Raw genomic sequence first — 18,884 nt, forward strand, 5'->3', positions numbered from 1 at the left:
CTGCCGTTCCAGACTCGTTTCGGTCAGTTCTTGCTGCTTTCGCACGTTATCGACCGTCTCAGCCACCGGAATTGCGTGTAACGAGGCTACGTCTACGTTCACTGTACGTTACAACCTGGAGATTTGCCCACATGCCTTTTGCATGTGATGTCAGAAGGCTTCGCCATGTCGCTTTCACTTCATGGCGCCTCTCAGGCTACGGGAGTGGAGTCTATTCTCCCGATTGGACTTTCACCAACTAGATAATGTGTCCTTATCTGGACACGCCAACTTGCCAACGAAGAGAATAGAATTGATAAATTTTATGCGCCGTCATGTCAGTTTCATTTATCTTTGTAATAAACAAGTTGATACCACTCGCGTATTTAGGCATTCGTCGTTTTTCTTTTTTATGCCGTTCTAATCGTTTTGTATGTTCAGATTCTGTTAATTTATAGATGATTAGACGCGTTGGTTGTTTTTGTTGAAAATTATACATAGTCTTAACTTGATGGCTATGTCCTATTGGACACTTTTTATTTCATAACCATTTAACTTTCCAATACCAAATAAATCAATTTCTGTATCAATTAATTTCGGGATAAATTTCACTATTTTTGTCCTACCTTGAAGAACTTCACCTTCAGTAGTAATAAATTCAAATACTGGTTGCTCATTTTTCTTCATTATTTCAATAAAAATTGTATCTTTATCAGTAGTTCCACGTATAATGACTTCCCAGTCTAAATAGTCATCAATCCTTACATAAGCTATTCGAAAATCTATTTCTTCTTTTCTCTCTCCTAAATAAGTGATTTTTCCAACTTCAAACTGTGCCATTTTACTACCTCCCTTTTATTACATCTTCGACAGGAAAGAAGAAAAACCTACACTATAAAACATCTTTTATTCTTTTAAATTACCAAAAATTGAGCTATAGAAAATAATTCTCCCTAAAGTCCTTGTCCGACCTTAAAAGAGAATGAAATATTTCCTTCCATTCATATGAATCTTCATACTAATTTCTCGATAGCTAAAGTTTCAAACTCAATCCTCTATCATTTGTGTGATTCCAATTGCTGAAACTGCTGTACCGATTGCTTGTATCCAAATACCAATTAGTCCAACGAATCTCTCATCTTCTTTTTCTCTATCATTTTTCTCAATCATTTGGTTTTCCTTGGATATGTTGTGTATGCCTTGAAATGCTTGTAATCCAGCTCCTAGCGTTTGTAGTGAATTACCCACTACAATCAACCATGGAATTTCAGGCTCCTCATTCAATGCCACTTCTACCCCTACAAATGCACCAATAGACTGTAGACTATTTCCTGTGATAATGAGATAATCATTCTCTTCCATTTCTTTTTGTATATTAAAAAACGTTCCTATTACATTTGAAACATTCCCTAAAGCTAATAATTCAATCCCTGTTTTCTCCAAAGATTTATTTTTTTGTTTCATTTGTTCCTCTTTACTCAGTGCAGTTTCTTCTACTTTCATCCCTTGTTTTTCAAAGAAATCTTTTAACGCTATCAATTGCAGTATATATCCAAGAGCTTGTAATGATCCACCTACAATTACAAGTGGTTCTTCAACATTTTCTTCTCCTATAAACCCTCTTGTAGTTCCAATGGCAGCTATCGTATTTCCACCTACTTGAAACCATGCTCCCGTAACCGTTAAATTTCTTGGATTCATATTATTCATCCACCTATATTAGAATCATCTTATTTATCATGGATTCACGGACATCAATACCCACTTGTAAAATAATAATATTTATGTCTTCCCTACATTTTCCCATTATATTTTCATACATTTCATTTTGTGCATGAAATGACTTCTCCAAGCTTTTTCACCTATGTATATATTCCAAATTAAAAAGAGCACTCGACAGTGCTCTTTCGTGATAAGGAGTTTTCAATGAGTATGAAAAAAGCGATTTACGCTTGTCCCATACTTCAATATATGCTTGCCCAGTTCAAAAGGTGTGCAATTTATAAATCTTTTTTCAATTTACTAAATTCTTCATCCAATTGCCATGTGTGGTGTTTCATCAAAATCATGATAAATGATTTTTTCTAGACTTTGACCAATAGGAACAAGCCATTTTCTCTGCTGTATTAAATTAGTAATCCCACTCACATATGCAGTTGCATCTTTACTCTCACCATTCATTTGCATAGTAAACATTACTTTAGAATCCATAATTCCCCTCCTCTATTTTTGTTCGTTGTGTTCGTTTGTTTTGTTAGCCCTTAAATTGAATTACAACTACATTCTTTCTATTAAATAACTACTATCAATAAAGAATTCAGAAAATCCATAAACAAAAAAGAGTGCTTTGAAGAAAAGCACTCTTTCAAAAAATTTTACCACTCTCGACGCTCATCGCGATCACAATCACGATCATGTTTACGTCTACGACGACAATCATCGCAATCACAGTCGCGTCTACAACGACGGTCATCACAATCTCTATGTCTGCATCTACAGAACATTAAGTCATCCCAAAATCTACCGCAATCTCGAAAGCGATTAAAATGACAATTACATCTCATAGATATGATTACCTCCTCTTCATAATAGGATTCATCATATTCTATGATTAAAAACAAAAAACAGCTTGTTTATTAGTCTATATTCTGTATTTTAGAGTAATAATATTCATATCTAATATGGCTAATAACAAAGATTTTGGTGTGACTTCCCTAATAAACATTTCCGTTTGAATAAAACTCAATATTCCGTCAATACTGTAGATACAATAATCTTTCTCCAGTCCCCCATTGGAGTCGAGCAGTTAGCTTTTGCTAGCTGCTCTTTTATTTTTATTAACTTGTCACTATTTGATAGGGTAAGCATATATTATGGATATAAGACATGCTCACTCATATGCCCTCACATTGAAAGAGGACATTTTTATTACATACAAAATAGCGTTTTGTTGATTTTTTTCACACTTAACTGAGACAAGCATATATTATTTTATGTAGACCCTTTCTCATAAAAAATCTACCTTTCTGAGAGCACATTCATATGTGTTCTCTCTTTTTATTCGCTATTAAATAACGCTTTTATTTTGTTTAATTTTCATCTCTCTTCCCATCCAGCATAATATTTTAAATCTATCCTATACTATTGTTACAACGGCATTTATTACTAAAAGATTTTTCAATACATTTTATTCATAATCAGTACAATACTAAAAAACACTTTAGTAATTTTCAACAATTATGTCGCTTGTATACCTACATGTAATAAGGAGGGATGTAAAATGGAGAAAGCGAATGAAAATATATCTACATCAAGCCATCAAGCAAAAGAGGACGAAATTGCTACAGAGGCAGGTGTACTCCTAAAATTAAAAACACTTCAACCAGCAAGTGAAGAATCTGTATTAGCTCCAACCAATCAACTTCCATCCAGTGTTATGAAACCTCTTGAAGATAAATAAAGATTTTTATAAAAAGAGTTCAGTCGCAAATATCGGCTGTCCTTTTTATTTTTCTTAAAAATCCTTAAAACCACTTTCTTCCTTATGAAGGGCCCGGCCAAGATAATTGTAAAATAACGCCTGTATATGAAACCCGTACACATTTTTGACACATCCACTATCACAATCCCCTGAAAATTCGTGATAATATTAATTTGTTGAATATGCCAAATTTCGACATTGCACGACAACAATATCTCCCTTATCGAATCCCTGTCCCCCAGGGATTTTTCCTTTTATTCATTACTTTTTGTTTCATTAAATTTTCAGCCTGAAGAAAATTTAAATTTGGTATTACTTAGTTCCTGTTGATCCGAATCCGTTTTTACCTCTTTGGCTTTCCGATAGCCCGTCCACTTCCACAAAATGTGCTGTTTCCACTGGGGCTATAACGCCTTGAGCAATGCGCGTTCCTCTTTCAATAACATGAGCCTGCATATTCACTTCCAATACTCGTTCATCGTTATCAACAATGACACCAACTTCTCCCCTAAAACCACTATCAACCGTACCTAATATCACTCGTAGCTTCGTGTCACGCCTCATACCGCTACGTGGTCGTGCTTGTAATTCGTATCCTGGTGGAATCTCAAAAGCTAATCCTGTTGGCACAACCTTCGTTTCTCCTCGCCAGATAAAAGAGTAAGGTAAGAGTTATTCTTTACCATTTTAAGAGAGGGTCTGCTATTCGTGGCAGATCCTCTTTTGTTAAGCTGAAACTTAATTAAAAAGCGTTTTGTTAAATTATTTATGAATAAGTGTCCATCGAACAGCAATGTCTCCTGTTATTATTTGCTATAAACCATATACAGTTTCATGCGGAATTCCTGAAAAAAGCATTCCATCCTGTGTAATATACATCGGGTAATAATATTGTGATGAATAGTGAGGTTGTATACTTTGGTGCATTTGTTGTGCTTGTAACGCTTGTTGCTGTGCTTGCATAGCCTGGTGAACAGCTTGAATTGTACTTTGCGCAGGACCCTGCCCTCCTAAAGGACGCATTCGCATTTCATTGTAAAAATAATTGGGAAACATTCGTTTCTCCCCCTCCTCGTAAATACTCTCACCTTCCATCTTTCATACTATGCATATTGATTTAAAGTTGATAATTTGTGAAACTTCTCATCTTGTCACTCCCTAATCTCTTTCTATTCAAATAACGCTTTTATTCATTTCATTCCAATTAACTATTATTTGAAAAATCAGAAACATTTACTCAATGTTTTTTCTGAATACTCACGATATTATTTAGTTGCTGGTGTTCACCATCCCGAGAACTCAGCAACTGCATCCATGAACTCTACTCTCTATATGATGAGAGTAGAGTTTTTATTTATAGGATAATCTCTGTATATTTGTATGAAATTCAAATTTGATACTTGAATTCATTTAATAAAGAGCTGTAATCATCCTCACGATCTCGCTGTTGTTTCTGCTAGAAGTTCTTTCTGCAGCTGTTCAACTTCTTTCGATAACTCACGATTCTGTTCCATTACTTCATCCACTTCTTACATCATTTAAATCCTGAACCGTTCCGCTTAGAAGATGGGTTGCTAAAAGAACTTCCAGAGCTCCTACACGCTTTCTAGGTATGTTTTTTGCTTCTCGCCTTCTAGAAATGTAGTAGTACAAGTTCCCTTCCACAACACCAAACTGTTCAGCGATTTTCCCCCAAGTCCACTTTTTTCATCAGCTGCACGTAACTTCTCAGCCTTTGTACAGATTTGATCCCAGTTTCTCTCTTCAGCCATATTCTCCGTTCTCCCTTCGATTAGGCTATCGCCTAGCTTTTTAAGGTTTCTCCCAATTTGACAGTTTTCTACACCTTATTACAGATATGCTCCATTTCCCTTGTCTGATGAATATCTATTTATTTCTTCATTTGGACGTAACAGATTACATTTTTCACATAAATTCATATTTCTTAGCCCACACTATCCTTAAGCCGTCCGAACTAGCGGCTTCACTCTTCTTGTAATGAGAACGCAATTTATTGCAATTCGCTAACTCATTCAACCCACCGGCAGGCAACTAAAAGCGTTGTCTGCCCTTTTTTCGTATAAACTTTTTTAATTCACACAAACTACCCATAAGTGAGTTGCTGTATTACTGTTTTTTGAGAAAACATAATTTTCAACGTAAGCAGATAGCATAAAGAGCTATCTGCTTTTCGTATAATCTTTTTCATTTCACATATACTATCAACGAACCTATTTACCAATACGAGTCATTTTGGTGTTTTGAATTTCTCCTAAATTACCCTTCTTGGGATAAGCATTTTTTGCTTATCCCATTTTGTTGTATATATATTTAAATTTACGTTAACACTATTTACGAGCGTGTTTTCTGATTATTCGTGGTTTTTATCCAGGGTAATCTTTCTCCTAATAAGGACGGCAGGTACGACTGCTTGTCCTTATTTTTTTTACTCATACCAAATTCATTCACTTCTTCATAAAAAACAACTTCTGAATCCATGCATTTTGAGCACTTATACTCGCTTAATAAAACTTGGCATGTTCCGCTCTCTGCTCGCATTTTCTTCCTCATAATTTCTGCTCGTTGCATTACCACTGCCATAGCATTTCCGACGTGTTGCCTCTTTTACACCACCTCTTCGGTTTTTATAATTTTCATCGAGCTTGATTACATCTGCAATTGTTTTGACATTCTTCTTTTGCCAATCGAATAGAATGCCACTGATCTATTTCCAACGCTTTGCATTTTGGTCAATCGCTCTGTCTACAGCTTCCATAATGATTTGACTTCCTAATACATCACAGAATTCTCCAAGGTCCTGCATTGCGGTCTCACCTAATGGGATGTTATTTTGCAATAAGTAGTTGAAGATTTTGCAAATAATCTATTTCAAAAACACTAATGTTTGTAAAATGTTTACAAATACGGATTTTGCATAAAAATACTAGCAGATTCGTATAAAATTGAAAGGAGCGAAAAACATGAAAGAAATCAAGTCTGAAGAGGAATTCAAGGACATTATCGCAAGCGAGGAGCCAGTAGTAGTTAAGTTCTTCACTACATGGTGCCCAGATTGTGTACGGGTGAAGTAGTCAGTTTTATGCATGAGTATACATCGTTAACAAACGTTATAATATAAGGGTTTAGAGGACATATAAGCGACCACTTACCTCTTACCATTAATTGGAATCGTTCGTTTAGTTTGCAGTTTTGTTTGCAAACTTGTTAGCACTTTTTTATATTTCTTCTACTAAAAATCTTCATTGTATTTCTTCAATTACACATCACTCTCACTGACATTATGACGAAAATCATCAATTAAATTATGGGATTTTAAAAATTCCATAATTTAATATCCTTATTTGGAGTATTTTATCTGAACTCCCTAATAACTAAAAACATTATTACCTATGTTTATGGCTACATAATAAATTCTTTTTTCGTTTTGGAGATACTTCAAAATCTTAACTTGATGGTGGTGTGGCGCTGCCCCAAGAAGGGACTCGCTTTTCGCGATCCCCTTCCACTGTGCTTAATAAGCTCAAAGTCGAGCATATCTTTTTAGAAGTCCAATTTATCCAATAAAAAAAGCACTCATTAAAGAGTACTTTTAAACGCATTATCAATAAAATGATATCTAAAATAAATAATTACTTTAATGAATAAGTACAAGAATTACCATTATTCACAAGGCGTAACCTATCATTATCTCTTATCATTTTAACAGTAGTTTTTTCTTCTTCACTGCTTTCTGTTGTTTTTCCATTAACCTTAAGATCAGTAAGTTTTACTTGGAATTCATCCTCAAATATTCTTGTATATTGTAGCTCCGCAGTTTTCTTATCTCCTTCTTTAGTGAATCCTTTCCATACCATCTTATCTTTCCCTGAAAACACGATTGTAGGTGGACATTTTGTATTAGTCTTGTCTATCAATTCCCAGGTACCATTAAACCTATACTCATTTTTACTAGATTCATTATTATTTCCACATGCACTTAAGATTAAAATATAACCAACTGATATAGCAATTAGTTTCTTTTTCATAATACGCCTCCAAATATAAATTTGTACCAATTATGAAAATAACTATTCACTTAAGAACATATTATTATATTTACTCTTCCGTTTATCTATTTATTCCCCTATATAGTTTGTCCATAGTGGACAACGTCCTATAAGAAACTTTATTTATTTTTAACGAAACTAACAGAAATATGATCAAAAATTAGTTTCCAAACCCATTACTTAAAAACAAAGTACTATAACAAACATTAGATACTGTCTATTGAACATCCTTAACGTACGAAATTGTTCACTGTTTATTCAAACTACAGTGAACAAAAAAATGAACCTAAACAATCTTATTCTTCAAGACTTTAGGGCAATTTATTTTCGAAAAGGTACAGTACCACATTTTAAAACAAAAAATAGTTATATATTGGAATTCTCATCATATATCTGTCTTATGCTCTATCTAGAAGGGACTGTTGAAAAATGGGGAATAATCACTTTCATAATGTGTTTGCTGTGAAACAAGAACATTTTGGACAGGTTCTTAAATTAAAGAAATTCTTTGAAGAATTGGATATGGATTTTAATGATTTCACTGATCCTCGCACTCTAGTCAACGCGCTAGAATCAAATCGTGATATAAACTTTTTGAAGTCGTCACAGGAAGCAATCATCGGAGGAGAAGCACTTCAAATTTCAGAATTGATCGAGAAAATTAGTAATCTGATTATTAAAGATATATTAGCATTTCCTACTTATCGTTGGGGAGAAAGTATAAACCAAGATATTGTGAGTCAGGTGACCGATGCTATTACTAACATGTTTATTAATTTAAATAAGCAAGATGCTGAACCATGGATCTTCTGGTATAACACTGGGAGTGTTTTTCCAAGATATACTTATAATATTTTAATCGCTATAGATACTCAGGACAAAGACTATCTTACAGACGTTTTAGCCATTAGTTTTGATGTTTTGGTTGTAAAAAAAACTAAACAGGAAGTTTGTTCTTTCACAGTTAATGATAGTGCACAATGCCTTATAATGATGAAACATATGCTTGTTGGGATTAAATTTGAAGATGTTTATCCCTCGTAACCCCCACCCCTCTACTTATAAGTAGAGGGGCGGTTATTTTTTGCTACACTCTTATATACTTTGAATCACATAGACCTTCACATATATATCATATTTTGCTGCTAACTGTTCCAATTTCTTTTCCCTATATTTTGTAACTGTAAAGAAATGAATAATTGGCACCTTTCCATTATTTTTTTGCTTATAAATTTGCGTAAACTCTTCATACTTTTTTAGCTTTTCTTCATTAATCTTCATTTTTTGTGAACGATCTACTTCAACTGCATGAAGTATCCCTTCTTCATCTCTGTATTTTACATCTGGAATAATCTTCTTTTTCTCTCCATTCTTTCTATAACGTATTTCCGTTTCTATTTGCCAATCGTCTGGACAATATAGATGTAACCAGGCTTCATTTCGTAAAAGCGCATGCTCCATTCTATTTCTTGAAACAACTTTCCCTTCGCCCAATAGTGCATGACCTTCTTTGTTGAGGTAATATACATACTCTTTATAATAGGTTACACGACTTACGAATGGAGTTAAGTCTTTCATAATACGGTTTTCATTTCGTATGCCACCCATATCATGTACGCGCATCAAATGTCTTCTTGTTGCAAACTGCAGTTTTCTAATCGTCGCAAGTATCTCCATCTGACGTTCCTTCTTCAACTGCTTCAATGTGTCCATCCTTCTCCACCTCATATTCTTTTAGATGTTCCCACATAAGCTCATCGTCAATAAATGGAACTTACAATTTTGTAAAGTTGTCTTTCATATATATTGCTCTTCCTGGTATAGACGGTAGAGCTTCTAATCCAGGTTGATCTATTACAACTTCTGATGCTGTTCTAGTGGGTAATCGGAAACCCAACTTTGCATTAGACATCTGTTTTACTACCCTCGGTAATGAATCACTCGTTGGGTACTGCGTACAAAAAACAATGCGAAAACCCAGCGCCCCACCCACACGAGCAATATAGCTAATCATGTATTGGCACTCTTCTAACATTTGATTGTGATTTTTCGGTAACCCTCGCGCTGGTGCAAGTACTGCTCCTTCATCAATCACAATGAAATACCGGTCTCTTTCTTTGGTATGCACAATATTTTTGATGCCATGTTCTTTCATGTACTTCCCACGCTCGCTCATCTTCTCCATAACTTTTATCAACATTGCATGTGCTTGTTCTGGTGTTTCGGCTATGTTTTCTACTTGCTGCAGTTTCTTGTATTCGCTAAATTCCAATCCTTCCTCTTTCAAATCAATTAAATAAAAATGTGCATGATTCGGATTAGCTAAAGATAACGTGGTGAACATGTTTTTTAAGAACACTGTTTTCCCCATACGAATCAAACCGCCAATTGCTATGTGTGGTGTTTCATCAAAATCATGATAAATGATTTTTTCTAGACTTTGCCCAATAGGGACAAGCCATTTTCCCTTCTGTATTAAATCTGTAGACCACTCCCATTTGTTCGGTATTTCTTTATGAAAGACCCGTATTTTTAACTTGTAGTTATCGTATTGGATCCGCACTGGTTTATTTAATCCCTCACTCACAACATCTTCAACCTTTTGAATAATTTTGCTCGGCATTCCAACCGGTAATTTATATACGTAAGTCGCACTACGATCATCATCGATTTGCTTTTGAAACTTCGGATAATGCAGCTTATCTTCTTTTTTTATCGCAATTCCAGATACCTCAAAGAACACTTGTATTTTTCGTTTATCATCATTCTTTCCTTTGAACTTATCACCACATAAAACGATGGTTAACGCAGCTGTAGGAATCAACAATAATTCAATCATTTTCTCACCCCTTTTTATACCCTTTATAGGGTATAAAACTCCCTTGTTTATAAGGTCATATTGTACAAGCGAATTCCCTTTTCTTATCTAATAAGTGTATTTCCGCATCTATATTCCCTTATAGAAACGCGAAAAGTACATAACGTAGAAGATATAAAAACGAGCCTGTTAATGTGGTGTACATGGTCATACGTGGAAGCCAATATGGAACACTCTGCCCCATTTTTTCTACCACTTTCATTCCTGCTACAGACAAACCAGTTGCCGTCCAAACAACTACCACTTCCCCTACGATTGTCATCTGAATCCCTCTCTTCTTTTTAGTTGCAAGCCTTTGGATGTCACAATCGGTTGGTACTGCTCTATAACTTCTCCCCATTCAAGGATTTCGTCTTCATCTTCATATAAATCATCCATGATATCGTTTGATAATCGATAGTAACCTTTATACTCTCTGTTGTTAAAAACATCATATCTTTCCATGTGGCCCATAATTGCACATGTTTCTTTCTTTCCGTTTGAATCCTTATACATTTTTCTCAGTTCTTTTGAAGGATAGAGGTAAGGAGTTTCATTTAAATGTGAATATTGCCAACGCATATAAACCAGCTCCCTTCTTGGTGTGCTCAATTCCATGTAGGCTTCTTCGTGGTCTTGATATAGGTATATGACCTAGAAATTAAAAACTTGTTTGTCCATCTTAAAAAAAGTAAATAGGGAATTTCTTTTTGTTATCGAATATACGAAAGTGAGGTGAACAAATATGAAATGTAAGCTTAAAGAAATTTTAGATGAGCGAATGATAAAACAAGGTGCGTTAGCAAAAAGAGCCAACATCACACCACAACAATTTAGCCAAATTATTCATGGGAAAAGTGAACCTTCTTTACGGAATGCAATAAAAATTGCAAAGATATTAGAGTTGCACGTGGAAGATATCTGGATTGAAGACGATTTAGAATAAACATCATCTGGGCATACTCATACTGAGGTGAATTGCATGATTTGGGCAATATCATTACTTGTAATGGTCTTTCTTGTTGGTGCAATAACAAAAAACCCTGAAGTTTCTACAGAAAAAATTCGTGCGAATCGAATAAAAAGAGCTGCAAATCGAATGGATTTAGAAAAGATGGATCCGAGGGAATTTGAATACTTTGTAGCTGATTTATTCCGTTCTCTCGGATATAAAGCGCAAGTTACTTCGGGTTCTAATGACGGCGGAAAAGATATCATTCTTCATAAAGGGAAGGAAATGAAGTTTGTTGAAGTGAAACGTTATACGAAAGGAACAATTGGAAGACCTCTTATTCAGAAACTTCATAGCGTTATTGTGGATGCCGAAGCAGTCGGAGGGTATTTTGTAACGCTCAGTAATTTTAATAAAAATGCGAGGCAATATGCGATGAATAAAAATATTGAATTGATTGATGGAGATGCGTTAATCAATATGATGAACTCATAAAGCTAACTCATTTGTAGAGTTGGCTTTTCTGTTGTTTAGTTTCTTACAAAAAACATTTAATAACTTCTTTTTTTGTAAAATAAATCCTTATAATTTGATATAATTATTTTCGAAATATTAATACATATATAGGGGGATTATTATGGAGGCGACAGGAGTAAACGGGCAATTACAGATCGATGGGAACAAAATCGTCATTAAAAGAAAAGGCATGCTCGCGAAGATGACACAAGGGTTAAAGGGAGATAAAGACATACAAATTAAACAGCTTTCTTCTATTCAATTCAAGCCTGCCGGAACATTCACAAATGGTTATATCCAGTTTACTTTCTCTGGAGGAAAAGAGGATAAAGGCGGTCTTTTTGATGCCACAAAAGATGAAAATACAATTATGTTTAATAAAAAACAACAACCGAATTTCATAAAAGTGAAAGCATTGATTGAACAGAAAATGGACGAATTCCATTCTCCTGCACCTACTCATGCTCCTGCTGATGTAGCTGATCAAATAAAAAAACTAGCTGATTTGCGTGATAGCGGCATTCTTACAAACGAGGAATTTGATGCGAAGAAGAAACAATTACTTGGGATATAAAAAAACAACCCAGCTCCTATAAAGGAGCTGGGTTTCATTATTCAAAAACATATATATATAAAATCTTACTTAATAGCTTATAAAATAAAAATTTATGTAAAATAAACTCTACTTATCTGATATAGTAAACATTGGAATATATACATATTTTTCAAGGAGGAGCAAAATGCAAAGGAAGGTTTGGACTATTTTATTTTTAATCATCTTTTTCCCAATTGGTTTATTTCTAATGTGGAAACATCAACATTTCACGAAAGCGACACGTGTCATTATCACATTGTTTTTTCTAATTCTTATTCTATTAGTATCGTGTAGTAATGGTACAAGTAGCGCTGAAAAGGCTGAATTAAAAAAGAAAGAACAACAACTAATCAATCAAGAAAAAGAGTTAGAGAAATTTGAAAAAAAACTAAAAGAAAAGGAAAAAGAGTTAGATAAAAAATCTAAAGAATGCCAAAAGAATGATGAAGAAAAGAAAAAATCAGAAGAACAAAAGAAACTAGAAGAAGAAAAACGTAAACAAGAGGAAGAGCAACACAAGCAAGAGGAAGTGCGAAAACAAGAAGAACAAAAGAAACAACAAGAACAACAGGCTCAAGTTAAACAAGAAGCTGCGACTCCAGCTCCTCAACCAAATCAAAAACAACCAACTGAGCAAGGTGGCTCTTGTAATATTAAAGGGAATAAAAACAGTAAGGGTGAAAAAATTTATCATATGCCTGGACAACAGTTTTATGATAAAACAAATGCCGAAGAAATGTTTTGCTCAGAAGCGGAAGCAAAAGCTGCGGGATATAGAGCGTCAAAAAGATAGTAAAACCGTCTCCGCAAAGGAGACGGTTTTACTTTACTTCACATATACATAGGCTTCACTTGCAGTTACATAGTATGTTTTGCCCTTGCTGTTGTGTACTTTGTATTGACAAGAACCATTTACACTTTCATTCGCATCAATTATAAATACTATACTAACCTCTACTATTCAAGCCATATCTAATCTCTTTATCTATCATTTCATTCCTGGAAAAGTCCTCTCTCTCATTATGAACTCTCCCCCACCGACTGAAGACTGTAAAAAACACACATGTTATAAAAAGGGAATTTTTCAAGGAACACATAGCCAATTATTGTTATAATTAAATTCGCAATATTTTCCCAGGAGTGTTCCTATGAAGAACAGTAAGATAATAGACATACATACTAGGCACTCTCCTTCCTTAATACGTTCATAGAAATATAGAAAGGGTTTATGCGATGGGACAATTTCAAAGTAATTTTCAAGTGGCACAACAAATCGCTACGCAAATGAGAGCAGCTTCGGATACAATCCAAAGTGCGACAAATCGTTCTATAACAAAGGCGGCACGAACTACGCTAACTGTTAATTCCAAAGCCCAAGAAGCAAATCAACAAATGTTAGATTTGACGAAACAATTTTCCACCGCCTTTCAACAAGCAGTCGATAATATTCATTCGGTAGCTAACGAGTTTGAGAGAATGGATAACGAACTTCAAAATACTTTTCGCTAATGTGGCCACCTTCGTAAAGGTAAAACGATAGGAGGAAAAAGATGAGTCAAGATATTGAAAACCAAATCAAACAATTAAATCAAAAATTACGAAGTGTATTCGAAGAGCAGGACCGGAATCAATCTGCGATTCAAACTATGGAAGATAGATATAACTCTTATGAAGAATTAGGTGATTTTTTAGCAGGAACATTCCACCAAGACATTGAATCGCCTGAGGAAGCCCTTAATGAATTTATAATGGAAGTTACTAAAATCTGTATTGAAAATACTAAAAATGATATACTTTCATTTTTAAACAGCAATTTAACTGATAGCGAAAAAGAGGAATTTATTAAATATAATACTTATATTTATTACCCAGCATTAAACTTAACACCTATAGAATGGTTAAAACAGACCCTTGAAACACTAAAAGAAGCTTTAAAAAGTAAAAAATAAAATTACAATAAACAAAGCCGACTCAACGTGATATGAGTCGGCTTTGTTAAAATTTCACTAGCCGTAATATAGTACGTATTCCCTTTCGAATTGTGTACTTTGTATTGTGTTGATCCATTGACAGTTACTTTAGCATCAATAGCAAAGCCTAAACCTGTATCTACAGTTCCTGCAACATCTTTATCTTGCCAAGATAGAGAATCATAGAAACAGAGGTTGTCCACCTTAGAAACAACACGTTTCCCTGGACTTCCCCCCGTCAAGTAGACAGCTTTTAAAAAAAGACTAGGCAGCCATCGAGATTCGATATTCAATCGGAGCTCGATGGTTGAGTCGTTTTTGGAATCGTTTGTAGTTATAATGATAGATGTATGTTTCAATTGCTTGAATCTGTTCACGCAATGTATGATCCTTTGAAAGGCGTAATTGTCTTTGCGTACATGTTGAGCGCCACTTATAGTAGCTAGATCGATTTAACTGCGCAATGACGACCAGCCAGGTTACTTTGTATCGAGAACGTAGTTCTTCAATAATCTCGTACTTAGCCGTTTGAGCAAGAACACCTCCTATAGATTTGGATACTGCTTTTTTAAATAAGCCACCTGCGCCTTGTAGTATTCCAATTCTTCTTCCACACTATCGAATTTCGTACGAGAACGACCTTTCAAGGGGTTTTTGAAGCCCTTATTACCGTTGTTTTTTCCCCGTGAGTCTGAAATACCGCCTGTTTCTTGATATTTCTGAACCCAATCCATTAACTGTGTTCTACTTTTCAGCTTATATTTCTTAGCTATAGCTGTTTGGCTACCTTCACCATTTAAATAACTTTTTACAACTTGTATCTTTAATTCATCTGAATAAGTTTGAAATTTAACCTCTTTTTTAACCATAATAAAATCCCCTCCAAGTAGAAGTGTAACATCCATGTTTGTTCATGGTCTTTTTACACTGTCTACCTTAAGGAGATACTATCAGGTTCGAAGTGGACAATAATAGTAGACATTGGTCCCGATCCTGAAACGGGAAAAAGACGCCAAAAATGGTTTTCAGGATATAAAACGAAAAAAGAAGCGCAAACCGATATGACTAAAAGAATCGTAGAAATTGAAGAAGGCTCGTATATCGAGCCCACAAAAATGAGAGTACGTGAATTCTTTATTCAATATCTTGAAGCTAGGAAGATAAAGCTTAGAGAAACCACGTACTATAACTATCGTAAACATATTAATAATCGTATTATACCAAAACTCAGTAACATTCCAATGCAAAAATTAAAGGGTATAGATCTTGAAAAATTTTATAGTGATCTATCAGAAAGTATGAAGCCCACTACGGTACGAAGTATACATCAGATTATTCGTACTGCCCTTTCTTATGCAATGAGACATAAAATTGTTAAAAAGAATGTTGCGGATGTTGTAAGCCCACCTAAAGGGGTAGAAAAAACAGTAAACACTTGGTCTGAGGAAGATGTACTGCGTTTTTTAAAAAATGCTCAGGATAGTCGTTATTATGTAGCTTATCTTCTTGCAATCACTTGTGGAATGCGTAAAGATGAAATACTAGGTCTACAATGGAAAGACATTGATTTTGAAAGAAGAACATCATGAACGAATAAAAGTAGAAAAAGAACGCTATGGTATCGCATATAACAATTATGATTTAGTCTGCCCTACCATTAACGGAAATCCTTGCAATTTCAGAAGTTTGACACAGCTCTGGAAAAAGCTTATAAAGAAAAGTGAGGTTCCTGATATTCGGTTCCAAGATCTAAGGCATACTCATGCAACTCTAATGTTGAAACAAGGTATTCATCCGAAGATTGTAAGTGAACGTTTAGGACATAAAAGAGTAGGCATCACATTAAGCATCTACTCACATGTCGTACCAGGACTTCAAGAAACTGCGGTGGACCAATTTGCAAACGAATTGTTCGGAAATAAAACCGTTCGTTAGAAATTCGTTAGAAGTTTCGATTTTTTAATGAAATTACCACCTAAAAAAATACAAAATAAAACAATTGTAAAGGGAGCGAAAAACATGAAAGAAATCAAGTCTGAAAAGGAATTCAAGGACATTATCGCAAGCGAGGAGCCAGTAGTAGTTAAGTTCTTCACTACATGGTGCCCAGATTGTGTACGTATGGACAACTTTATCGGAGATGTAATGGAAGAGTTCCAGAAATTCGAATGGTATTCTATTAATAAAGATGAGTTCCCAAGTATTGCAGAAGAGTATCAAGTAATGGGAATTCCTAGCTTATTAGTGTATCAAAATGGTGAAAAACTTGGTCATTTACATAGTGCAAACGCAAAAACAGAAGAGCAAGTTACTGAGTTTTTAGAAGCATACTAAAATAGAAGAAGTGCCTCTGAGATATATTCTTTCAGAGGCACTTTTTTAGTCTTTTTTAATGATTTTCTTTCGTAATTACTTAGTCATTTCTTCAGAAGTGTAATAGGCTATTTCCTCCTGACCAATATACATTAGGATACTTCTTTCTCCTTCATCTCCAAGATACATCTCCATTTTTATATGTAATTAACAAATCATATAGCAGATTATTAATCCCCTTTAATTTTTGTTCATCTTCATTCAATGTTCATAAAATAATCTTCATTTAAACCGCCAAATCCTTTCGAAATAGATATCGATAGCATAGAAATATCTTGCTTCCTCATCGGACGACTTACCCCCTGTGATACTAAGGATCGTAAAAAGCAGGATAATATTTTGCGCATCTCCCCCTTCCTTATATCGCAAAGGAAATCCGATGAAATTTTTACCTTTTCTCACTTTGTACTTTGCAACATATTTTTCCTTTGCGAAACTTTGTTATCCTCTACTTAAAAAACTATAAAGCGTCAACAATGTTTGTATAGACCCACACGAGTTTCGTTTGATACTCTATTAATAGAAAGAATTTCCTAACAGAAAGGTGAGTGATCATTATGAATTCACTTTCTAATAAAGAAGCTGATAAAGGAGCTATTGTCAGCATTATCGCCTACATATTTTTATCATCACTGAAAATCGTAATTAGCTATATTGCCCTTTCCAGTGCATTACGGGCGGATGGTTTAAATAACTTAACAGATATTGGTGCTTCTTTAGCTGTATTAATTGGTCTTAAAATTTCTCGTAAACCCCGTGATCCGGATCATCCATACGGACATTCACGTGCAGAACAAATCGCTTCACTTGTTGCCTCCTTTATTATGGCGACGGTCAGCTTAGAAGTAATCGTAAGTGCAATTCAATCGTTTTTCAATCCGCAAAAAACCGTACCAAATGTACTTGCAGCATGGGTTGCCTTATTTTGTGCTGTCGTCATGTACGTCGTGTACAAATATAATAATAAAATTGCGCAGCGAACAAAAAGTAAAGCATTAGAAGCCGCTGCAAAAGATAATTTATCAGATGCTCTCGTGAGTATAGGTACAGTTGTCGGCATTGTAGCATCACAGTTCCACATGCCTATCCTCGATCCAATTGCGGCGTTAATCGTTGGCTTTATTATTTGCAAAACCGCGTGGGACATCTTTATAGAAGCTTCTCATATGTTAACTGACGGCATTGATCCGGATAAAATGGAGGAATATTCACAAGCTGTCAGACTCGTTTCTGGTGTTGAACATATTGTTGATATTCGCGCACGTATGTATGGAAACCAAACGTATGTGGATATTACGATTGAAGTAGATGCCCATATGGACGTGAGTAAAAGCCATCATATTACCGATAAAATTGAAGAAATGTTAGAACGAAAATTTGGAATTTTACACACTCATATTCATGTTGAACCTATGCAAAAAGAACCTATGATGACATAGGTTCTTTTTTGATGAATGCTTGATGAAACATAATACATAAAATAAGCCAACTTCCACCCGCTGCCCAGCCCGCTAATATATCGGATGGATAATGGACACCGAGATATACACGGCTAACAGAAATAGAAAATATAACAAAACATGTAATAAAAATAAGCAACAACTTTTTATGCAGTGTAATGCGATGTTCTGTGATTGTTACATAGGCGATAAACCCTAAAAATGCTGTAGCATTCATCGTATGGCCGCTCGGAAAACTATACCCTGTAGCTGTAACAAGCTGCGTGACATCCGGTCTTGGGCGCTCGTACCATAATTTTAAGAGGCTGTTAAGATAACGAGATCCATAATAATTAACGATTAAAAATAACGCACTTAACAACTTTTTTCGAATGAGAAAGTACATTACAACTATGATTAATACTGGGAAATATATTTTTTTTGAACCAATATAAGACATCCAGGTAAAATAAGCTGTCAAATAATCGTTCCGAAAACCTTGAATAAATTTGGAAATAACATCATCAAATCTCTCAATACAAGCGGTATGATACGAAAGTGATAATCCGACAAAACAAATGAGTAACGTACTTAACAAGTATACATGTCGATATCGTTTCACATACATAACCTCACTATATAAAAATAAGAAATG

The 18,884-nt window shown here is 34.8% G+C and carries 26 protein-coding genes and 7 pseudogenes; 14 read left to right on the top strand and 19 right to left on the bottom strand.

The window, feature by feature from the left end:
- Positions 1-262: 262 nt before the first annotated feature.
- The 5 genes and pseudogenes from C564_RS35030 to C564_RS35035 form a co-directional block, all read right to left on the bottom strand.
- Positions 263-472: pseudogene (locus C564_RS35030) on the bottom strand (transposase); the annotation flags it as partial.
- Between the two features lie 29 nt (positions 473-501).
- Positions 502-819, bottom strand: a complete 318-nt coding sequence (locus C564_RS0118515) for a hypothetical protein (RefSeq protein ID WP_003199857.1) — start codon at positions 817-819, stop codon at positions 502-504.
- A gap of 207 nt (positions 820-1,026) precedes the next feature.
- A complete protein-coding gene (locus C564_RS0118520; protein WP_018766344.1) occupies positions 1,027-1,680 on the bottom strand; it encodes a DUF6944 family repetitive protein in 654 nt (217 codons plus the stop codon).
- Between the two features lie 330 nt (positions 1,681-2,010).
- On the bottom strand, positions 2,011-2,190 hold the full coding sequence (locus C564_RS0118530; RefSeq protein ID WP_018766345.1) for a hypothetical protein: 180 nt from the start codon (positions 2,188-2,190) through the stop codon (positions 2,011-2,013).
- 164 nt (positions 2,191-2,354) lie between these two features.
- A complete protein-coding gene (locus tag C564_RS35035; RefSeq protein WP_080548452.1) occupies positions 2,355-2,543 on the bottom strand; it encodes a hypothetical protein in 189 nt (62 codons plus the stop codon).
- Between the two features lie 716 nt (positions 2,544-3,259).
- Between C564_RS35035 and C564_RS0118535 the strand changes: the two genes are divergently transcribed.
- On the top strand, positions 3,260-3,439 hold the full coding sequence (locus C564_RS0118535; protein ID WP_003199845.1) for a hypothetical protein: 180 nt from the start codon (positions 3,260-3,262) through the stop codon (positions 3,437-3,439).
- Between the two features lie 333 nt (positions 3,440-3,772).
- Here the strand turns inward: C564_RS0118535 and C564_RS0118540 are convergent.
- The 4 genes and pseudogenes from C564_RS0118540 to C564_RS35045 form a co-directional block, all read right to left on the bottom strand.
- A pseudogene (locus C564_RS0118540) lies at positions 3,773-4,120 on the bottom strand (dUTP diphosphatase); the annotation flags it as partial.
- A gap of 153 nt (positions 4,121-4,273) precedes the next feature.
- On the bottom strand, positions 4,274-4,516 hold the full coding sequence (locus tag C564_RS0118545; protein ID WP_018766347.1) for a DUF3947 family protein: 243 nt from the start codon (positions 4,514-4,516) through the stop codon (positions 4,274-4,276).
- Positions 4,517-5,055: 539 nt separating this feature from the next.
- Positions 5,056-5,232: a hypothetical protein gene (locus C564_RS36840; RefSeq protein WP_018766348.1), complete on the bottom strand. Its 177-nt coding sequence runs from the start codon at positions 5,230-5,232 to the stop codon at positions 5,056-5,058.
- Positions 5,233-6,185: 953 nt separating this feature from the next.
- Complete coding sequence (locus C564_RS35045; RefSeq protein WP_018766350.1) at positions 6,186-6,284, bottom strand: hypothetical protein; 99 nt, start codon at positions 6,282-6,284, stop codon at positions 6,186-6,188.
- Between the two features lie 157 nt (positions 6,285-6,441).
- Here C564_RS35045 and C564_RS0118570 point away from each other — a divergent pair.
- Positions 6,442-6,546: pseudogene (locus tag C564_RS0118570) on the top strand (thioredoxin domain-containing protein); the annotation flags it as partial.
- Positions 6,547-7,110: 564 nt separating this feature from the next.
- On the opposite strand, the gene C564_RS0118575 reads toward C564_RS0118570, so the two are convergent.
- Positions 7,111-7,506 carry a hypothetical protein gene (locus tag C564_RS0118575; protein ID WP_018766352.1) on the bottom strand — a complete coding sequence of 132 codons (396 nt, stop codon included), beginning with the start codon at positions 7,504-7,506 and terminating at the stop codon, positions 7,111-7,113.
- A gap of 450 nt (positions 7,507-7,956) precedes the next feature.
- Between C564_RS0118575 and C564_RS0118580 the strand changes: the two genes are divergently transcribed.
- Positions 7,957-8,571 carry an insecticidal crystal protein CryET29 gene (locus tag C564_RS0118580; protein ID WP_018766353.1) on the top strand — a complete coding sequence of 205 codons (615 nt, stop codon included), beginning with the start codon at positions 7,957-7,959 and terminating at the stop codon, positions 8,569-8,571.
- A 51-nt stretch (positions 8,572-8,622) separates the two neighbouring features.
- Here the strand turns inward: C564_RS0118580 and C564_RS0118585 are convergent, their stop codons facing one another.
- From C564_RS0118585 to C564_RS0118600, 4 genes and pseudogenes are all read right to left on the bottom strand, one after another.
- Positions 8,623-9,240 carry a replication-relaxation family protein gene (locus tag C564_RS0118585; protein WP_018766354.1) on the bottom strand — a complete coding sequence of 206 codons (618 nt, stop codon included), beginning with the start codon at positions 9,238-9,240 and terminating at the stop codon, positions 8,623-8,625.
- Positions 9,182-10,366 (bottom strand): annotated as a pseudogene (locus C564_RS0118590) (FtsK/SpoIIIE domain-containing protein). Before C564_RS0118590 ends, C564_RS0118585 begins: the two are co-directional and overlap by 59 nt.
- 118 nt (positions 10,367-10,484) lie before the next feature.
- Positions 10,485-10,667 (bottom strand): hypothetical protein, encoded by a 183-nt coding sequence (locus C564_RS0118595; protein WP_018766356.1) that lies wholly within the window; start codon positions 10,665-10,667, stop codon positions 10,485-10,487.
- Positions 10,664-10,966 carry a hypothetical protein gene (locus C564_RS0118600; RefSeq protein WP_018766357.1) on the bottom strand — a complete coding sequence of 101 codons (303 nt, stop codon included), beginning with the start codon at positions 10,964-10,966 and terminating at the stop codon, positions 10,664-10,666. The genes C564_RS0118595 and C564_RS0118600 overlap by 4 nt, the downstream gene beginning before the upstream one ends.
- Before the next feature lie 163 nt (positions 10,967-11,129).
- Here C564_RS0118600 and C564_RS0118605 point away from each other — a divergent pair, with 163 nt between their 5' ends.
- The 4 genes from C564_RS0118605 to C564_RS0118620 all read left to right on the top strand — a co-directional run bounded on the left by C564_RS0118605 (position 11,130) and on the right by C564_RS0118620 (position 13,240).
- Positions 11,130-11,330, top strand: coding sequence for a helix-turn-helix transcriptional regulator (locus tag C564_RS0118605; RefSeq protein WP_018766358.1), 201 nt, complete (start codon positions 11,130-11,132; stop codon positions 11,328-11,330).
- Between the two features lie 36 nt (positions 11,331-11,366).
- Complete coding sequence (locus C564_RS0118610; RefSeq protein WP_018766359.1) at positions 11,367-11,831, top strand: restriction endonuclease; 465 nt, start codon at positions 11,367-11,369, stop codon at positions 11,829-11,831.
- Between the two features lie 142 nt (positions 11,832-11,973).
- On the top strand, positions 11,974-12,426 hold the full coding sequence (locus C564_RS0118615) for a DUF4429 domain-containing protein (protein ID WP_018766360.1): 453 nt from the start codon (positions 11,974-11,976) through the stop codon (positions 12,424-12,426).
- Between the two features lie 166 nt (positions 12,427-12,592).
- Entirely contained in the window at positions 12,593-13,240 is a 648-nt protein-coding gene (locus C564_RS0118620; protein ID WP_018766361.1) for a sunset domain-containing protein, read from the top strand.
- 33 nt (positions 13,241-13,273) lie between these two features.
- On the opposite strand, the pseudogene C564_RS37575 reads toward C564_RS0118620, so the two are convergent.
- Positions 13,274-13,372 (bottom strand): annotated as a pseudogene (locus C564_RS37575) (N-acetylmuramoyl-L-alanine amidase); the annotation flags it as partial.
- Positions 13,373-13,680: 308 nt separating this feature from the next.
- Here C564_RS37575 and C564_RS0118625 point away from each other — a divergent pair.
- Both C564_RS0118625 and C564_RS0118630 read left to right on the top strand, forming a co-directional pair.
- Entirely contained in the window at positions 13,681-13,956 is a 276-nt protein-coding gene (locus C564_RS0118625) for a TIGR04197 family type VII secretion effector (protein WP_018766362.1), read from the top strand.
- A 137-nt stretch (positions 13,957-14,093) separates the two neighbouring features.
- Positions 14,094-14,396, top strand: a complete 303-nt coding sequence (locus C564_RS0118630; protein WP_026008619.1) for a contact-dependent growth inhibition system immunity protein — start codon at positions 14,094-14,096, stop codon at positions 14,394-14,396.
- A 2-nt stretch (positions 14,397-14,398) separates the two neighbouring features.
- Here the strand turns inward: C564_RS0118630 and C564_RS0118635 are convergent.
- The 3 genes and pseudogenes from C564_RS0118635 to C564_RS0118640 all read right to left on the bottom strand — a co-directional run.
- A pseudogene (locus C564_RS0118635) lies at positions 14,399-14,641 on the bottom strand (N-acetylmuramoyl-L-alanine amidase); the annotation flags it as partial.
- 40 nt (positions 14,642-14,681) lie between these two features.
- Positions 14,682-14,798: an IS3 family transposase gene (locus tag C564_RS38450; protein ID WP_165774941.1), complete on the bottom strand. Its 117-nt coding sequence runs from the start codon at positions 14,796-14,798 to the stop codon at positions 14,682-14,684.
- 164 nt (positions 14,799-14,962) lie between these two features.
- Positions 14,963-15,286: a helix-turn-helix domain-containing protein gene (locus C564_RS0118640; RefSeq protein WP_018766365.1), complete on the bottom strand. Its 324-nt coding sequence runs from the start codon at positions 15,284-15,286 to the stop codon at positions 14,963-14,965.
- Between the two features lie 111 nt (positions 15,287-15,397).
- Here C564_RS0118640 and C564_RS37580 point away from each other — a divergent pair.
- From C564_RS37580 to C564_RS0118670, 5 genes and pseudogenes are all read left to right on the top strand, one after another.
- Positions 15,398-15,454, top strand: a pseudogene (locus tag C564_RS37580) (hypothetical protein); the annotation flags it as partial.
- A 24-nt stretch (positions 15,455-15,478) separates the two neighbouring features.
- Positions 15,479-16,006, top strand: a complete 528-nt coding sequence (locus C564_RS37585; RefSeq protein WP_018766366.1) for a tyrosine-type recombinase/integrase — start codon at positions 15,479-15,481, stop codon at positions 16,004-16,006.
- Positions 15,981-16,352, top strand: coding sequence for a tyrosine-type recombinase/integrase (locus C564_RS0118650; RefSeq protein WP_026008620.1), 372 nt, complete (start codon positions 15,981-15,983; stop codon positions 16,350-16,352). The genes C564_RS37585 and C564_RS0118650 overlap by 26 nt, the downstream gene beginning before the upstream one ends.
- 84 nt (positions 16,353-16,436) lie before the next feature.
- Complete coding sequence (locus C564_RS0118660) at positions 16,437-16,751, top strand: thioredoxin family protein (protein ID WP_016114761.1); 315 nt, start codon at positions 16,437-16,439, stop codon at positions 16,749-16,751.
- A gap of 596 nt (positions 16,752-17,347) precedes the next feature.
- Positions 17,348-18,229 (top strand): cation diffusion facilitator family transporter, encoded by an 882-nt coding sequence (locus C564_RS0118670; RefSeq protein ID WP_018766369.1) that lies wholly within the window; start codon positions 17,348-17,350, stop codon positions 18,227-18,229.
- On the opposite strand, the gene C564_RS0118675 is transcribed toward C564_RS0118670, so the two are convergent.
- Positions 18,216-18,851 carry a phosphatase PAP2 family protein gene (locus C564_RS0118675; RefSeq protein WP_018766370.1) on the bottom strand — a complete coding sequence of 212 codons (636 nt, stop codon included), beginning with the start codon at positions 18,849-18,851 and terminating at the stop codon, positions 18,216-18,218. The two genes, C564_RS0118670 and C564_RS0118675, sit on opposite strands and share 14 nt — an antisense overlap.
- Positions 18,852-18,884 lie beyond the last annotated feature (33 nt).

The sequence above is a fragment of the Bacillus sp. 105MF genome, from assembly GCF_000374885.1.
Lineage (GTDB): Bacteria > Bacillota > Bacilli > Bacillales > Bacillaceae_G > Bacillus_A > Bacillus_A pseudomycoides.

Bases quoted from the DNA above. Each gene is read 5' to 3' on its own strand.
- C564_RS0118530 (WP_018766345.1), bottom strand. From the start codon at position 2,190: ATGGATTCTAAAGTAATGTTTACTATGCAAATGAATGGTGAGAGTAAA.
- C564_RS0118520 (WP_018766344.1), bottom strand. From the start codon at position 1,680: ATGAATCCAAGAAATTTAACGGTTACGGGAGCATGGTTTCAAGTAGGT.
- C564_RS0118660 (WP_016114761.1), top strand. From the start codon at position 16,437: ATGAAAGAAATCAAGTCTGAAAAGGAATTCAAGGACATTATCGCAAGC.
- C564_RS0118630 (WP_026008619.1), top strand. From the start codon at position 14,094: ATGGAAGATAGATATAACTCTTATGAAGAATTAGGTGATTTTTTAGCA.
- C564_RS35035 (WP_080548452.1), bottom strand. From the start codon at position 2,543: ATGAGATGTAATTGTCATTTTAATCGCTTTCGAGATTGCGGTAGATTT.
- C564_RS0118600 (WP_018766357.1), bottom strand. From the start codon at position 10,966: ATGCGTTGGCAATATTCACATTTAAATGAAACTCCTTACCTCTATCCT.
- C564_RS0118515 (WP_003199857.1), bottom strand. From the start codon at position 819: ATGGCACAGTTTGAAGTTGGAAAAATCACTTATTTAGGAGAGAGAAAA.
- C564_RS35045 (WP_018766350.1), bottom strand. From the start codon at position 6,284: ATGCAGGACCTTGGAGAATTCTGTGATGTATTAGGAAGTCAAATCATT.
- C564_RS0118605 (WP_018766358.1), top strand. From the start codon at position 11,130: ATGAAATGTAAGCTTAAAGAAATTTTAGATGAGCGAATGATAAAACAA.
- C564_RS0118545 (WP_018766347.1), bottom strand. From the start codon at position 4,516: ATGTTTCCCAATTATTTTTACAATGAAATGCGAATGCGTCCTTTAGGA.
- C564_RS0118640 (WP_018766365.1), bottom strand. From the start codon at position 15,286: ATGGTTAAAAAAGAGGTTAAATTTCAAACTTATTCAGATGAATTAAAG.
- C564_RS0118595 (WP_018766356.1), bottom strand. From the start codon at position 10,667: ATGACAATCGTAGGGGAAGTGGTAGTTGTTTGGACGGCAACTGGTTTG.
- C564_RS0118585 (WP_018766354.1), bottom strand. From the start codon at position 9,240: ATGGACACATTGAAGCAGTTGAAGAAGGAACGTCAGATGGAGATACTT.
- C564_RS0118535 (WP_003199845.1), top strand. From the start codon at position 3,260: ATGGAGAAAGCGAATGAAAATATATCTACATCAAGCCATCAAGCAAAA.
- C564_RS36840 (WP_018766348.1), bottom strand. From the start codon at position 5,232: ATGGCTGAAGAGAGAAACTGGGATCAAATCTGTACAAAGGCTGAGAAG.
- C564_RS0118625 (WP_018766362.1), top strand. From the start codon at position 13,681: ATGGGACAATTTCAAAGTAATTTTCAAGTGGCACAACAAATCGCTACG.
- C564_RS37585 (WP_018766366.1), top strand. From the start codon at position 15,479: ATGACTAAAAGAATCGTAGAAATTGAAGAAGGCTCGTATATCGAGCCC.
- C564_RS0118620 (WP_018766361.1), top strand. From the start codon at position 12,593: ATGCAAAGGAAGGTTTGGACTATTTTATTTTTAATCATCTTTTTCCCA.
- C564_RS0118575 (WP_018766352.1), bottom strand. From the start codon at position 7,506: ATGAAAAAGAAACTAATTGCTATATCAGTTGGTTATATTTTAATCTTA.
- C564_RS0118610 (WP_018766359.1), top strand. From the start codon at position 11,367: ATGATTTGGGCAATATCATTACTTGTAATGGTCTTTCTTGTTGGTGCA.
- C564_RS0118615 (WP_018766360.1), top strand. From the start codon at position 11,974: ATGGAGGCGACAGGAGTAAACGGGCAATTACAGATCGATGGGAACAAA.
- C564_RS0118580 (WP_018766353.1), top strand. From the start codon at position 7,957: ATGGGGAATAATCACTTTCATAATGTGTTTGCTGTGAAACAAGAACAT.
- C564_RS0118670 (WP_018766369.1), top strand. From the start codon at position 17,348: ATGAATTCACTTTCTAATAAAGAAGCTGATAAAGGAGCTATTGTCAGC.